At 42.3% G+C, this 14493-nt stretch carries 14 protein-coding genes and 2 pseudogenes; 11 read left to right on the top strand and 5 right to left on the bottom strand.

Annotated features, from left to right (window positions below):
• Nucleotides 1-36: 36 nt before the first annotated feature.
• Both P7F88_RS05975 and P7F88_RS05970 read right to left on the bottom strand, forming a co-directional pair.
• Nucleotides 37-510: a BamJ family beta-barrel-assembly machinery protein gene (locus P7F88_RS05975; RefSeq protein WP_277822798.1), complete on the bottom strand. Its 474-nt coding sequence runs from the start codon at nt 508-510 to the stop codon at nt 37-39.
• 16 nt (nt 511-526) lie between these two features.
• Nucleotides 527-1150 (bottom strand): thioredoxin domain-containing protein, encoded by a 624-nt coding sequence (locus tag P7F88_RS05970; RefSeq protein ID WP_277822796.1) that lies wholly within the window; start codon nt 1148-1150, stop codon nt 527-529.
• A 158-nt stretch (nt 1151-1308) separates the two neighbouring features.
• On the opposite strand from P7F88_RS05970, the gene P7F88_RS05965 reads away from it, so the two are divergent.
• The gene (locus P7F88_RS05965) at nt 1309-1929 is read left to right on the top strand and encodes an OmpA family protein (RefSeq protein WP_277822794.1); all 621 of its coding nucleotides are present in this window, start codon (nt 1309-1311) and stop codon (nt 1927-1929) included.
• Between the two features lie 9 nt (nt 1930-1938).
• Here the strand turns inward: P7F88_RS05965 and P7F88_RS05960 are convergent, their stop codons facing one another.
• Both P7F88_RS05960 and P7F88_RS05955 read right to left on the bottom strand, forming a co-directional pair.
• Nucleotides 1939-3687: a formate--tetrahydrofolate ligase gene (locus P7F88_RS05960; RefSeq protein ID WP_277822792.1), complete on the bottom strand. Its 1749-nt coding sequence runs from the start codon at nt 3685-3687 to the stop codon at nt 1939-1941.
• A gap of 195 nt (nt 3688-3882) precedes the next feature.
• A pseudogene (locus tag P7F88_RS05955) lies at nt 3883-4360 on the bottom strand (CreA family protein).
• A 355-nt stretch (nt 4361-4715) separates the two neighbouring features.
• On the opposite strand from P7F88_RS05955, the gene P7F88_RS05950 reads away from it, so the two are divergent.
• The 9 genes and pseudogenes from P7F88_RS05950 to P7F88_RS05910 all read left to right on the top strand — a co-directional run bounded on the left by P7F88_RS05950 (nt 4716) and on the right by P7F88_RS05910 (nt 11075).
• Complete coding sequence (locus tag P7F88_RS05950; RefSeq protein WP_277822790.1) at nt 4716-5210, top strand: hypothetical protein; 495 nt, start codon at nt 4716-4718, stop codon at nt 5208-5210.
• 126 nt (nt 5211-5336) lie between these two features.
• Nucleotides 5337-5510: an HAD hydrolase-like protein gene (locus P7F88_RS05945; protein WP_277822788.1), complete on the top strand. Its 174-nt coding sequence runs from the start codon at nt 5337-5339 to the stop codon at nt 5508-5510.
• Nucleotides 5511-5533: 23 nt separating this feature from the next.
• A complete protein-coding gene (locus tag P7F88_RS05940) occupies nt 5534-5995 on the top strand; it encodes an HAD-IA family hydrolase (protein ID WP_277822786.1) in 462 nt (153 codons plus the stop codon).
• 269 nt (nt 5996-6264) lie between these two features.
• Entirely contained in the window at nt 6265-6804 is a 540-nt protein-coding gene (locus P7F88_RS05935) for a DUF3332 domain-containing protein (RefSeq protein WP_277822784.1), read from the top strand.
• A gap of 381 nt (nt 6805-7185) precedes the next feature.
• Nucleotides 7186-7545 (top strand): NADH:ubiquinone oxidoreductase, encoded by a 360-nt coding sequence (locus P7F88_RS05930; protein ID WP_277822782.1) that lies wholly within the window; start codon nt 7186-7188, stop codon nt 7543-7545.
• Nucleotides 7546-7682: 137 nt separating this feature from the next.
• Nucleotides 7683-7922, top strand: coding sequence for a hypothetical protein (locus P7F88_RS05925; RefSeq protein WP_277822780.1), 240 nt, complete (start codon nt 7683-7685; stop codon nt 7920-7922).
• Between the two features lie 205 nt (nt 7923-8127).
• Nucleotides 8128-9131, top strand: a pseudogene (locus P7F88_RS05920) (response regulator).
• Nucleotides 9131-9568, top strand: a complete 438-nt coding sequence (locus P7F88_RS05915; RefSeq protein ID WP_277822778.1) for a PAS domain-containing protein — start codon at nt 9131-9133, stop codon at nt 9566-9568. The pseudogene P7F88_RS05920 and the gene P7F88_RS05915 overlap by 1 nt, the downstream one beginning before the upstream one ends.
• A 19-nt stretch (nt 9569-9587) precedes the next feature.
• Nucleotides 9588-11075 carry an NAD(P)H-hydrate dehydratase gene (locus P7F88_RS05910; protein ID WP_277822776.1) on the top strand — a complete coding sequence of 496 codons (1488 nt, stop codon included), beginning with the start codon at nt 9588-9590 and terminating at the stop codon, nt 11073-11075.
• Between the two features lie 29 nt (nt 11076-11104).
• Here the strand turns inward: P7F88_RS05910 and P7F88_RS05905 are convergent, their stop codons facing one another.
• The gene (locus P7F88_RS05905; protein WP_277822774.1) at nt 11105-11614 is read right to left on the bottom strand and encodes a DUF2301 domain-containing membrane protein; all 510 of its coding nucleotides are present in this window, start codon (nt 11612-11614) and stop codon (nt 11105-11107) included.
• Nucleotides 11615-11761: 147 nt separating this feature from the next.
• On the opposite strand from P7F88_RS05905, the gene P7F88_RS05900 reads away from it, so the two are divergent.
• Entirely contained in the window at nt 11762-14233 is a 2472-nt protein-coding gene (locus P7F88_RS05900; RefSeq protein WP_277822772.1) for a bifunctional diguanylate cyclase/phosphodiesterase, read from the top strand.
• The last annotated feature ends 260 nt before the right edge of the window (nt 14234-14493 follow it).

Raw genomic sequence — 14493 nt, 5'->3', positions numbered from 1 at the left:
TTAGGTATTGGGTATACGAAATGTTAGATATTCGATTTACAGAATCTCTAGTAACTCCACATCAAAAATAAGTGTCGCCCCAGGTGGGATCGGACCTGTACCATTCTTTCCATAGCCTAAGTTGCTAGGGATGAATAAACGAACCTTCTGCCCTTCAACCATTAGCTGCACGCCTTCCTGCCAGCCTTTGATTACCTTGTTAAGTGGGAAAGAGATAGGTTCACCTCGTTCAACAGAGCTATCAAAAACAGTACCGTCCATTAGGGTTCCGTGGTAATGAACTTTAACTGTACTTGCTGTGCCAGGGTGTACCTCTCCGGTTCCTTCCTTCAGAACAAGGTATTGAAGCCCACTCTCTGTTGTTACAACACCTTCTTTCTTAGCGTTCTCTTCAAGAAATGCCTGACCTTCAGCAAAGTTTACATCAGCAGCTTTGTGATTGGTCCAGGTACGGTAGATGAAGAAGCCTGCCAGAATGAAAATTACTATTGGGAAAATAATTTTAGACACGGTTTATTCCTTTGTTTTAGTTTTGCGTCAATAGGTAGTTCATCGTTTTAGCCAGATCTTCGATAGATTCGTGGCCTTCGGTGATAATTTGGTATTTACCGCCGACAATAAAAGTAGGAACTGAGTTGATTTGGCCGTCTTTTGTCACTCGATCAGCTATTGTGACCAACTTATTCAGTTCCTTAAACTCGGTTTCATCCATCTTGTAAGGGCTTTTTAAATTTCTTGAAGTGAAAGCCTCTTCAATGGCTTGTTGTTGTTCAGACATGGTGACGTCCTGCATCTGAACGGTGGCAAACAATGATTCTAAAAGTGCTTCATCGGGTTTGCCATCAAGTTGCATAACAGCACTATAATAAATAAGGGCTGCAACCTGAGCGCTTTGGTTGAACGTAACGTGAACCTTGCCAACTTCCTGATTAATTTGCTTTTCGATTTCAGGAATCATCTGTTCCATGTTGCGACAGTGACCACAGGTGAGCGAAAAGATCTCAGTGACCGGAGAAAGATTATACTGGCTAAGGTCTGCGGGTAACTGAGAGTACTGTTTTCCTAGCTCCGGTACGTCGTTTTTACTGCAAGCTACGGTAAGTACTAGGGCAACAAGTACAACGAAGGCTTTGAGAGATTTTTTTATCATAGTTATTGAAAGGCTTATGTGAATGAACCGTTGATTCTACATAGATACTTAAGTGACCTCAATAAGCAGAGCACTCACCGAATATGATTAAAGGTTTGTCGTCTCATGCCGATACTATGGCTATACGGATGTTCTGGTAATTGGTTGGTTTTAAAGTAATGAAGAAATTGATTGTACTTTTAGCTCTGGTTCTTACTGGATGCAGCACCTCGGATATGTCCCAAATGATGCCGGGATCGAAGCTTGATGTTGCACCAAAAAGTAGTGCAGAGCTGTTGCACCCGGATTGGGTTGAGGTGCCGACTGCTCAACGCGATCTTTCTATGGTGGAAGGGCCTTACGGAGAACGAAAGAGTGATTCGCTGGATGCGTTCTCTTATTATCTTTCTCAGTTAGGGATTGAGCATGAAATTCTCCCTGGTGAGCACCTGGTCATCAAGCTTAGAAAGAAGGTTCAGTTTAAAACTGGCTCTGACAAAGTTTCCATGGACTCGCAAGAATGGTTAAGTCAGCTTGGCTATTATGTGGCCAGAATGCCAAATATCGATGTGGTGTTGGAAGGGCATACCGATAATACCGGGAGCGCGGCAATCAACGAACGTCTGTCACAGAAGAGGGCATTAAAAGTAAAAGATGAACTGGTTAAACAGCAAGTGATGCCTGGAGCGATATTTACTCGCGGATTCAGCGATTACAAACCAAGATGCAGTAACAAAACCACATCAGGTAAGGCATGCAATCGCCGCGTAGAATTATCATTTATTCTGGCAAACAACTAATACACTGCTTTAGCTCAGGCCGATAATCTCTCCATCTTCACCAATATCAAGATTCATAAAGGCAGGCTTCTCTGGTAAGCCTGGCATCGTCAGTACGTTTCCTGTTAACGCATAAATAAACCCAGCTCCTGCACATAATTTTAGCTCTCTGACATCTATATCAAAGCCACTAGGAGCCCCTTTTACTGAAGGAACTGTAGAAATTGATAGAGGGGTCTTCGCCATGCAAACTCTCATTTTATCAAAGCCAAGCTTTTTGAATTGAACGAGTTGTTGCTTCGCTTTTTCAGATAGGTTTACTGACCTGGCCCCATAACCTACCTCAGCAACAGACATGATCTTTTCTTCCAGCGACTGGTCTCTGGTGTAAAGAGGCTTAAATTCTAATGGACATTCTGCAGCCTTGATAACTTTCTGTGCCAGTTCTACAGCTCCTTCACCGCCTTTAGAGAAGGCATCGCTAATTGCCGCTGTAACAGGTAACGGTAGGCTCTCAATCTTTTCAAGTAGCGACTGTAGCTCTTCATCTGTATCTTGAGGGAAACGGTTAATGGCGACAACGGCGGGTACACCGTAACGAGTGACATTCTCGATGTGCCATTTTAGGTTTTCAAATCCGGCTTGCAGTGCATATGAGTCAGGTTCAAAAATAGAGTCAGGCAAAGGTTGTCCCGGTCTTAGGTCGTAAAGGCCAGAGTTAGCTTTGAGTCCACGTAATGTTGCAACAATAACCGCACAGTCCGGTGCTTTATTAGATACTGCAGCTTTGATATTACACGCTTTTTCGAAACCCATATCCGAACCGAAACCGGCTTCGGTGACTGTATAATCAGTAAGTTTTAGGGCGATGTTGTCGGCAATAATAGATGAATTACCATGTGCAATATTAGCGAATGGCCCTGCGTGTATGAGCGTAGGTACACCTTCTAGCGTTTGCATCAATGTCGGCTCAATAGCGTCTTTCATAGAAACGGCCATTGCTCCTGCCACTTGCAGTTGCTCTGCGGTTACAGGCTGACCTTCCATGTTATAAGCCAGAACGATATCGCCAATACGTTTACGCAGATCTTTTAAGTCGGAAGCTAGAGCCAGCACGGCCATTAGCTCGGATGCAGCAGAGATATCGAATCCATCATTGCGTTCAAATCCATTGATTGTTTTTTGAGGCTCATTTTTGCCCACCGTAATCATTCGCAACGCGCGATCGTTATGATCCATAACGCGTCGCCAAACCACATTCTCTGAGTCGATTTTGAGTGCAGGTAAGCCAGTTTTTTCCTCAAATGCCTTATATCCATGACGCTGTTCGTGGTAGATACGGGCGTCAATGGCTGCTGCAGCGAGGTTGTGAGCTGCAGTAACAGCGTGAATGTCTCCCGTTAAGTGAAGATTAAGTTCTTCCATCGGTGCAACCTGGCTGTAACCACCGCCCGCAGCACCGCCTTTAACACCAAATACCGGCCCCATAGAAGGCTGGCGGATACAAGCTGCAACGGACTTGTTGATCTTAGATAAACCTTGAGCCAGGCCAATAGTAGTAACGGTTTTACCTTCACCGAGCGGAGTAGGGGTGATTGCTGTTACCAGAATCAACTTGCCTTCGCGATTCTCCTTAAGCCTGTTGATACTTTTCAAAGATACTTTTGCTTTGCTCTCTCCATGAGAAATAAACTCGTCATCCTTAAGACCAAATTTCCGACCTACTTCCGATATAGGGCTGAGTTGTGTATTCCTACAAATCTGGATGTCACTTAGCATAATTACCTCTAAATGCTATACGAAAACGTTTGCGCGGGCATAATACCGTGCAAAAATGCTTTGTAAAGCAAAATTAGCAGGTATCTAGCCTGGTAATTCTACACTAATTGGAATTTTTAGTCTGAGGGGTTAAAGGTTAAGCAGATGATTCGAAAAAACCACCCGAATCTGTGTTCGGGTGGTTACTGATAAAAATCAATTTGCTGGGGTGATTTCCGGTTGTTGGTAAGCCTTTGTATCCCACTAGTGGTACGGTGGAAAGGCTGTGTTTGAAGCTACCAGATGTCTCTTTTGTTGAATATGAAAGGTACATCAGTGTCTGGTGCTCTGCATCATAAATTCGGCGTATCTTTACATTCTTGAAGAAGATGCTCTTGGACTTTTTAAACACCACTTCGCCAGATTTAGAGCGATCAATTTTCGCAATCATCTCTGGGGTAATCTCTCCGGTCTGACGGCATGAAATAGAACTGTCGCTGGGATCAGACAGAGTAAAATCAGTCTCTACCGACGCAATATGGCAAGTTACACCCGGAACCAGAGGGTCTGTCAGTTTGTTCAGTTTGATGTCACTGAGAGTAAAAGCACCTAATGACACATCACCGACTTCATTGTCACTACATGCGGTTAACGCGAGTGTTATCGCGGAGGCTGCTAAGATTTTTTTCAACATAATGTACTCTCATTAAAGGACTATTCCTTTAACATATTGTCCAATCGTGCTTTTTTCAACCCAGAAGCGGTACTCTTTGCTAGATAAATCTTAACACTGTCGCTATCAATAAACTCCTATATGGCATATATTCTGCTTATTAGTAGGAGATACTCCTACAAGATAATTGAGTAAATATCCTATGCATCGAGGGTTAAACGAATGAGATTATTGACGATTGCCTTGTTGGTTTGTTTGCTTGGTGGCTGTAGTTCGTCCCCGGCATCCAGTGTATGTACCACAAAGATATGTGATATTTGGCATTAATATACTTTAGAGGTTACTTAAGTATAACTAATTCAGAGTTGGAATTCTGGTGAAAAAAATACAAGAACTGATAGATAAGAAAAATCAATGGCTTTACAGTCAGGTGGATGTTGATTTCCCTACCGCGGAAAGTATTAAAGGTAAGGCGTTATACCAGCATAGCAATGAAACCAATGAATATGAGCAATACCTTGAGCAAGACGCAGTGGACCTAGAGGTGGAGATATACAAAGCCGACTTCCACCGATTAACGGTGATGTTTGCGCAATTGCAAGCCAGCCAATATCAGGAAGAACAAAGTGCCCAGATACTGGAGTTTTTCGCTCAGATAATATTTTCCGAGCAACATGATATCTATCTCGGCTTTATTGAACAGAAAGTAGCCTTTGGCGCTATAGTGACATGTGATGAAGATACCACCCTGATCTCCGATATTGTTGTAGATTCAGATAACTCAATGCTTAGCCATCAAAAAGTCGTATTTCAGCTCATTAACTTCCTAGGAATAAATCATCGTCAGTCAAACGTTTGGTTAAATGTCTGAGAAAAGTGATCCGCATACGAATTTCATAAATTCTTCCCGCCTGGACTATCAGAATCTGCCATATCCTCTTTTTAATTACCGTCGGGTGGAATACTGACGGTAACGCAGGTAGTTTTGAGGAAGCCTATGAATACAAACAAAAACATAAGCTGTGTCATTTTTGATTGTGATGGTGTGCTGGTGGATAGTGAGAAACTTTGCTGTCAGGCTTTATCAAATGTGTTTAATCGTTTCGGTCTTGAAACGTCACGCTCTGATTTTCTGGCTCATTTCCAGGGGGAAAGCTTGCCGATATACTGACCGATGCAAAAATGCGGTTAGGGATGAACGTTTCTGTTGATACCCTTGAGCCACTTTACCGGCAGGAGCTTGAGAAACAGTTTGAGAATGGGCTCAACCCAATAGATGGTGTGGTCGATGTTCTGAACGAACTGGATGAGAAGGGCATTGATTATTGTGTCGTTTCAAACAGTCCTATGGACAAAATTCTGCAAATGCTCGAGCTCACTGGTTTGAAAGAACGGTTCACCTCCTGTTGCTTTTCTGCTTTCGATGCAAATAGCTGGAAGCCAGATCCAGATTTGTTACGTTACGCTGCTATGAACATGGGATATGCCATCCATGAGTGCATCTATGTTGATGATACGCTCAAAGGCGTTCAGGCAGGAGTGGGGGCTGATATCCAAACTTTTTACTTTAGAGCAGAAGTAGAAGAAGTCGATTCGGATAACGCTCAGGCTGTGTCAATTTCTGACATTCGTCAAATTGTAGAGTACTGTTTATAGATAAGCGATTAGGCGTTCCACTTTTCTTGTTTTTCTTTGAGATAGATTCGGGTGATAGAAGTGCCCGAATCGTTACTTTTTCTTTTGTTAATTATCCGATAGTGAACGGATAGTTAACTAATTTTGAACATAAATTTATTCGTAAGATCATAATGTTACTCTGTTTCTCTTAACACTGTTAAAAAGGTGTCAAAGGTTGCGCCGACCTATTTTCGTGCACCTTTGTCCGCTATACACTTCTATAACTTTTATCTACAGTGGGTTTTAAAATGAAACTATCAAAATTAAAAATAGCTATGGCGACTGGCCTTGGTGTGATTTCGCTTTCAGGTTGTATGGGACAAATGGCAACGACAGGCATGGTTACCAAGTTCAACTTAAAAGTTGTCGATAACCGTTACGGACGTGAAGGTATGTTTATCCTTCTTTCTCCTGTTTATGCAATTGCGTCGGTAGCAGACTTGTTCATTTTTAATGCGGTTGAATTCTGGACAGGTACTAACCCAATCACCAAGAAATCACCAGCAGTGGTGGATACTCCGGTTGATGCAATGATCAAAGTGAACGATAAACTGGACTCTTCATTAACAACAGTTCCTGTTGCGATGAACACCGATATCGAAGAAGCTACAATGCAACAAATCGATGAAAATACTCTTCAGATGAATGTTACTTACCTTGATGGTACTCAGAAAACACTTCGCGGTGAGAAAGCAGACGATGCTGTTAACTTTTATCTGAACGATGAGCTCATTACCACAGTTAGAGTTAGTGAACTAGAAAACTACGTAGCTGCATCTCAAATCTAACCACTTAGAGTTATTGACAAGCATAAAATGAGCCAGCCTTTTAAAGGTTGGCTTTTTTTGTACTTAACGAAAGACATGTGCGCAAAGAGGGTAAAAGTGTAAGAAAGTGTTTCAGTATTTACAATTTGCTTCAATTTAATTGCATGAAATACGGTTTAACTTAAGATTAACATATGAACTGTCCATTTTTTAAGCTATTTAAATTCATGAGGTTATATTGATCTATGTTAACTTAATGTTAAATAAGGATAAGTTTTGGAATAAATATTAAGTAATTTACATATTTAGGGTTGATTTAATGCTATAAATAAGGAAAATACACTGCAACATAAGATTTCAATTTTGAAAGGATGCTCTCAACTAGTTGTATAGAGGTGATTTATGAAACTATTTCTTGTATTAATAGCATCAATTTCTGCTGGCGTTATTTCAGCTGATCATATTCATTCTTTCATGTTGGGATTGACCGTTTCTTCACTTGCCGTCGGTAGTTGCTACTGGTTCGCGTTCAGAACAACCCGAGTGCCTGAACTGGCAATGATTCTGCTTATTTGTGGCGTGCTATCTAAATTGACCATTACGGTTATTGGTGTGGTAATAGGCATGCAGGCATCATTGATTACCTCTCCTCTGGTTTTTGCGCTTTCATACCTGTTTTTCTCTCTGGTTGTTACTTTTCTATGGTTTACATATAGAGATGCGATTACACCGAAGTTCAATAAAACCGAAAAAACAGCTTAAACAGTAATTCAAACCGAAATCTTTTTTAAGGGAGCTCAAACGAGCTCCCTTAATTGTTTCTACGACTATTGTCCAAGGGAAAAAGCTAGGGCTTAGATATAAAATTGTTTTAGTTTCACTGATAGAGGTCTTTGGGTATGGAAGCCAGTATGTTTTGGATAGAAAAAACAGTCTTGTTACTGGGAGTAGTATTTATCCTTACAGGTATTGTTCAATATGGAAAGCGAAGCACGGACTGGAAAGGTGTAGCGACCATGTTTTATAAGCGTATTCCTATGTCGATTTCCGAATACAAGTGGTATCGATTGGGTATCGCTCTGGTTGTCTTTGCATTTGTTCTAAGAATTATAACTTTAACGCTTTGGCCTATGAATTGAGCAGAATAGACTTCAGACTTTTCTCTTGCTATCTAAACATAATAAGCCAACTTTGTAACTGAGTTGGCTTTTTACGTTATTTCTCAGCACGCAAAACTAACAGCATTCTTTATCTCTGATACACTTAGTCAATAATTAGCGACTTTTTGTGTACGAGAATCGAACTGAAATCGTTCGAGGATTCCAAGAATTATAAGGTGTGAGTATGTCGTACCCTGTCATGATTTGTGATGACTCTGCGTTAGCCAGAAAACAAATGGCAAGATCATTGCCAGCGTCACTTGGCGCTGATATTACTTTTGCTATTAATGGGCTGGATGCATTAGAGAAACTTGAACAGCAAAGTTTTAAGTTACTGTTTCTGGATTTGACCATGCCAGAGCTGGATGGCTTCGGTACATTAGAAGAAATCAGAAAAAAAGAATTGATGTCTCCGTGGTGGTTGTATCCGGTGATATACAGCCTAAAGCAAAAGCGAAGGTAGAAGCACTTGGTGCTGTCGCTTTTATCCAGAAACCAATAGACAAAGAGATATTAAAGCAGGTTCTGAGAGAGCTTGTAGAACCACAGCAAACTCAACAGGTTATTGCATCAGCACCTGTTGCTTTGCCAATCCTAAAACGCCGGGACATCTATATGGAGGTTGCGAACGTCTCCATTGGTCGCGCTGCAGACGCTCTAGCAAGGCATTTTGATGTATTTGTGCATCTGCCACTTCCAAACGTGAATATCTTTGAAGTTAGCGAATTGCACATGGCGTTGCAGGATCTCGCCGGGAATGATGCGGTTTCGGGTGTTTGTCAGGGCTTTAATGGCGAAGGCATCGCAGGCGAAGCCCTAGTGTTGTTGAGCGACTCCAGTATTTCGGATTTGAAACGATTAATGAAGGTGCCTGCTGATAGCGAACAGCTTGAAGAGCTGGAACTGCTTATGGATGTTTCCAATATATTGGTTGGGGCGTTTCTGAACGGGCTTGGAGAACAGTCAGAAGTCCGTTTTTTCCAGGGGCAGCCTGTATTATTGGGGCAACACATTCCTATTGAGTCTGTTATTGACTCCACTACAGGTACTTTTTCTAAGACTATGACTTTCGAAGTGAGCTATACCATAGACAATACAAGCATTCGTTGTGATCTTCTGTTTATGTTTGTTGATGAGTCTTTACCGTTGTTAGACAACAAACTTTCATACTTAATGGAGGATTTCTAATGCTAGGTCTTCCCGCAGAATTCGAGCAGTTCCACTGGATGGTCGATATGGTTCAGAATGTCGATCTTGGTTTGGTGGTTCTGGATACGGATTATAAAATCCAAGTGTGGAACGGGTTTATGACTCACCATAGTGGCAAACAATCTCATGAGGTTATTGAAAAGTCGATTTTCGAGGTATTCCCTGAGATCCCTCAGGACTGGTTTATTATCAAAGCAAAACCCGTTTACGATTTAGGGTGCCGAAGCTTTATTACCTGGAGGCAACGCCCGTACCTGTTTAAGTGTCGAAACGTTCGCCCTGTCACTCAGCAAGCCGAATTTATGTATCAAAATGTCACCTTGAACCCGATGAGAACCCCAACCGGAGAGATTCGCTCTCTTTTCCTATCTATTCAGGATGCTACAGCCGAAGCGTTAATGGACAAACGTTTGTAATTTGCAATGGAGTTTTCAGGTGAAAACAAGTGACACAAACCTCTACTTAGCGAGTGATGTCAGGGAAGGAGAAAAAGAAGTCGCTTCCCGACTAAACCTCGAGATGTATGAACTGATGACTCGTGCCGGACAGGCCGCTTTTGACGTTCTGTTATCGGAATACCCAGAGGCGAAATCTCTGTTGGTTGTCTGTGGTGGCGGAAATAATGGTGGCGATGGTTATGTTGTTGCAAAGCTCGCTAAGCGGTTATGCCTTAATGTTGAGCTGTGGCAGTTAGGAGATAGCTCAGCACTGAAAGGCGATGCTGCTACAGCCAGAGATGAATGGCTGGAAGAAGGCGGTGAAATAGGTACACCGCAGAAATGTTTTGCCCAGGAACATGATCTTATTGTTGATGCACTTCTGGGAACCGGCCTTTCCGGAGAAGTAAGAGAAGAGTATGCGACTCTTATAGAGATCTTAAATAACGCAGAAAAGCCCGTTATATCAATAGATGTGCCTTCAGGGTTATGTGCTGATACTGGTGTTGAGCTTGGCCCCGTTGTTTATGCTGAACACACGGTTTCATTTATTGCTCTTAAACGAGGGCTGTTTACTGGTAAAGCAGCCAACTACGTCGGTGAGGTACACTACGCCACTCTGGACTTAGGCGATGAGTTTAGTGAAGTCGTAGAATCAACTTGCCACCTTCTTACTAAAACTGAGGCATACGATCATTTAATCCCCAGAACGCGAGTAGCGCATAAAGGGAGTAATGGTCGAGTGTTATGCCTTGGCGGTGACCGGGGCATGTTTGGTGCGATTCGCCTCGCGTCTGAAGCCTGTACCAGGGTAGGAGCCGGGCTGACTCGTGTTGTCACTCAGTTGGAAAATGTTCCGGCACTAGTGAGTGCGTGTCCAGAGGTGATGACGTATGACTGGAGGGGTAACAGCAATGAGATTAATGATCATCTTCACTGGGCTGACGTCATAGCAATTGGTCCAGGCTTGGGAACATCGAGTTGGGGACGGTCTCTGGTTGGTTATTCTCGAACCGCTGAAAAGCCTATGGTGGTTGATGCAGACGGATTGAATATTTTAACGAAGACGCCTGACTTTAATGCTCAAAGAATTATTACGCCTCATCCCGGAGAAGCAGCGAGACTGCTTGGTACCAGCATTGCCGAAATAGAGCAGGATAGATATAGCGCAGCCAAGATGATGCAGAGAAAGTATGGTGGTGTGGTTGTACTAAAAGGCGCTGGTACCGTTATATACGATGGTACGGAGTTCTGGGTATGTAACGCAGGCAATCCAGGAATGGCGGCTGGCGGTATGGGAGATGTGCTGACGGGTGTCATCGCGGGATTGCTGGGGCAGGGGCTGAGTCTTTCTGTCGCTGCTAGAGTTGGAGTCTGGCTCCATTCTAAGTCGGCAGATTTATGTGCAGACGAGTATGGCGAAAAGGGAATGTTTGCCTCAGATCTCTTCCCTTATATTCGGAAACTGGTTAATAAACGCCATTAATTAATGCTGCCCAAAGGTGTAGCTCGTGGTTACACCTCATATTTACTCTTGTCACCAATATCAAAGTGTCTTGGCATTCGCCATTTATAGAAGCTTGTTATCAGGAATAGCAGGGAGGCGATACCCGCAAGAATTTTAGAAGCGGTAACCATTTCGAAACTCATGCAAAACCATAGTGCAGCTAGTATCAATGGCTGAAGAGGCAAGCCTGGCACCCGAAAGCAAAAATACTCTTTAAAGCAAAGTCCACCTAAAGTAATAAAGGCTCCGCCAAGCCCAATCATTGGGAATCCCATCACAAAGCATAGTAAACCTACCCAGGTAGCGAACTGCAGCAACAGGCGAAACGGCTTCATATAGATATGGAGTGACGATGCACACATAGCAGCGCAGACAAAAACAAGTTTATCCATGGGGAAACCAATATCCCAAGGTAATAAAGCAATAACGGGAAAAGCAAGTGTGAACCCCAGGCGATAGATGATAACGGTAAGGTGATCTAACCAGTCCATTGGTGATTCAATATGCGGGTCTGCCATTTGTATTTCTCTGTAATGGGGATTTTCGTACTAGTGTAAGTTTTGCTAAGTGAAAATAATAGCAGAATTAAAGATTTGCATGTTCAGTACCTATTATAAGAACAGGTGCTATGCTTAACGTATTGTTAAAAAAATCATTTCTAATTTATGGCTGAACTGACGGATAAAAAGCTCCTTAGAATAATTACTTATGTGCCGGCATGCATTGTTGCCACCTTTACTATTTTGTGGGTCGTTGTAACGGTTAATGATGCTATTCAAAACTCTCAAAAAGAGCTGATTACTCTGGAAAATGACTTTCTTCAGCGTCAAAAAACAGAGCTCGTCCACCAGGTTAACTACGTTTCTCAACAAATAAAGTTCGCACGCGAGCAAACAGAAGCACAGTTAGAGTCGACGATTAAAGCGCGTATTTACGAAGCTCACGTCATCGCGACTCGTTTGTATGAGAGTAATAAAGACCGCCCGGAAGCTGAGGTTACAAAGCTAATTACAGACGCGTTAAGAGATATACGATTTAATCAGGGGCGCGGTTACTTTTTTATCTATAAAACAAACGGTATTAATGTCATGCACCCACTTCTCCCAAGAGTAGAGGGGACTTCCCTCTGGAACTTTAAGGATGTGCGGGGAAGTTATATCGTTCGTGAAATGGGTGAACAGGTTAAAGAAAAAGGTGAAGCTTTTTACCGTTGGTGGTTTGTAAAGCCAGACAACAAAAATCATGAGTTCGAAAAGGTTGGGTTTGGTAAATACTTCGAACCTTATGACTGGTTTATTGGAACTGGTGACTACGTTGTTGATGTAGAAAGTGATATCAAACAAACCATACTCAAATGGTTAAGAAACTTAAGATTTGGAGATCATGGTTACGTATTTGTCCTTGATAAAGATGGGACGATTCTTTCTCACATTGACGAAAGAAAAATTGGCGTAAACGGCCACGATGTTAACCCTGGAGGTACGCCTAGAATTTTGCAAACCAATGGCGATTTTGTTCGGTACACTGCTTCCTACGCGCCGCCAACTATTGATGACGCTTCGAAGGTCAGTTACGTCGTTCAGGATGAAAGCTGGGGATGGGCTATAGGCGCTGGTCATTACGACAAAGAAAGTTACCTCTACCTGCAACAGCGTCGAGATCAGGCAGAGCAAGAGCAGCAAAGTGTCACTAGGCAAATGATAACGATAGGTCTTGTTACCACACTAGTTATCGCTCTCTTTTCGCTCTCGTTAAGCCGTATGATTGCTAAACGTTTCCAACGTTTCCAGTCGCGAATTAACCATGACTTTAATAGCTTACAAACAACCAAAGATCAGCTTGAGTACCTTGCACAACATGATGAGCTAACCGGGCTTCCAAACCGTTCTTTACTCCATAATCACATATTAGATGGTATCAACTTCTCTAAACGTAACTTTACTCAATTAGCGGTGATGTTCGTTGATCTGGATGATTTCAAAAAAGTGAATGATCTCTACGGACATAGTGCAGGGGACAAGCTACTTAGTGAGATCGGTAAGAAGTTTGAAACTATTATGGATAACCATGACTTTGTTGCCCGTTTCGGAGGCGATGAGTTTATCTTTTGCTTCTCTAATCTGGCCAGTGTAGAACAAGCTCAGATAAAGGTTGAACAGATCAAAGAGGTGTTTAAAAGGCAATTCGTGATTGATGGAAAAGTGATGTTTGCCAGCTGTTCTATTGGCGTGTCCATGTATCCCTCCGATGGGGACGATCCGGAAGATCTGATTTCGAAAGCCGATATCGTTCTGTACAAATCTAAAGCTCGTCAGAAAGGCGACGTGCTATTCTTTGATAGTTCGATTAATCAGCAGGTTCAACATGACTTCTTACTTGAGCGTGAGCTAAGAGGGGCCATTGAGCGAGGGGAACTGACTGCGGTCTACCAACCACAAATAGAATCCACAACCGGTAAGCTCCATGGCGTGGAAGCTTTGTTACGTTGGAATAACTCTAAACTCGGGCATGTATCTCCACTTGAATTTATTTCGTTAGCGGAAGAGATAGGGCTGATATATGAGCTAGGAATGTTTGCAATAGAGCGTTCTTGTCAGGAGATAAGTGATCTACCTGCCGAGCTAGCATCCGATCTTATGCTTTCGATTAATATCTCTCCTATGCAACTAACCAGAGAATCTTTTATTTCTCATCTGCAAGAGACTATCGAAAAATACAATATTCCTAGTACCAGAATTACCTTAGAAATCACTGAAAATGTATTGATTAATGAGCTACCCGTAGTAACACCGATAATCATAGAGCTGAAATCGCTAGGTTATACCATCTCGTTGGATGATTTTGGTACGGGTTATTCGTCCCTCAGTTATTTGAGCCATCTTCCGTTGGATGAACTGAAAATCGACCGTTTGTTTGTTGATAATATGCTGAATTCGGAACAGAGTGATTCCTTAGTTAAAGCGATCCTGGCTATCGCCAAGTCATCTGAAATGCGAGTGGTTGCGGAAGGTGTTGAGACAAAAATGCAAAAAGACACCCTAATAGAATACGGATGTGACGTGCTACAAGGCTATTATTTTGAACGTCCATTGTCTGCAACCATGCTAAAAGAGAAGTATTTCAATTCAGAATATTAAAGTGCTTGCGTGGATCTGTTTGGGAAAAGACTGTTAACACAAGCTTAGTTATGGAATATCGTATTGATTAGTATAGGTTTTTGTAAGAACTAAGCGATTGGAGTGGTTTTTTAGGTATGGTATCTTCGAAAGAATAGCACAAAAAAATATTAATTATCAGACTTGTCACAAATAAATCACAGCCTATAATGCTGAAAACCGGAGCGTCTGCCAACGCTCCGGTTTTTTTGTGTCCGAAGAAAAGTAAAGCTTCTGCCAAA

Origin of the sequence: Vibrio hannami, from assembly GCF_029589055.1 — a bacterium.
GTDB lineage: Bacteria > Pseudomonadota > Gammaproteobacteria > Enterobacterales > Vibrionaceae > Vibrio > Vibrio hannami.
The sequence above is the reverse complement of the archived record's forward strand: the minus strand, read 5'-3'. Positions and strand labels throughout refer to the sequence as shown.

Excerpts from the sequence above, each read along its gene's own strand:
- P7F88_RS05900 (WP_277822772.1), top strand. The coding sequence starts at position 11,762 with ATGGCTGAACTGACGGATAAAAAGCTCCTTAGAATAATTACTTATGTG.
- P7F88_RS05905 (WP_277822774.1), bottom strand. The coding sequence starts at position 11,614 with ATGGCAGACCCGCATATTGAATCACCAATGGACTGGTTAGATCACCTT.
- P7F88_RS05965 (WP_277822794.1), top strand. The coding sequence starts at position 1,309 with ATGAAGAAATTGATTGTACTTTTAGCTCTGGTTCTTACTGGATGCAGC.
- P7F88_RS05940 (WP_277822786.1), top strand. The coding sequence starts at position 5,534 with ATGAACGTTTCTGTTGATACCCTTGAGCCACTTTACCGGCAGGAGCTT.
- P7F88_RS05915 (WP_277822778.1), top strand. The coding sequence starts at position 9,131 with ATGCTAGGTCTTCCCGCAGAATTCGAGCAGTTCCACTGGATGGTCGAT.
- P7F88_RS05945 (WP_277822788.1), top strand. The coding sequence starts at position 5,337 with ATGAATACAAACAAAAACATAAGCTGTGTCATTTTTGATTGTGATGGT.
- P7F88_RS05960 (WP_277822792.1), bottom strand. The coding sequence starts at position 3,687 with ATGCTAAGTGACATCCAGATTTGTAGGAATACACAACTCAGCCCTATA.
- P7F88_RS05925 (WP_277822780.1), top strand. The coding sequence starts at position 7,683 with ATGGAAGCCAGTATGTTTTGGATAGAAAAAACAGTCTTGTTACTGGGA.
- P7F88_RS05930 (WP_277822782.1), top strand. The coding sequence starts at position 7,186 with ATGAAACTATTTCTTGTATTAATAGCATCAATTTCTGCTGGCGTTATT.
- P7F88_RS05970 (WP_277822796.1), bottom strand. The coding sequence starts at position 1,150 with ATGATAAAAAAATCTCTCAAAGCCTTCGTTGTACTTGTTGCCCTAGTA.
- P7F88_RS05935 (WP_277822784.1), top strand. The coding sequence starts at position 6,265 with ATGAAACTATCAAAATTAAAAATAGCTATGGCGACTGGCCTTGGTGTG.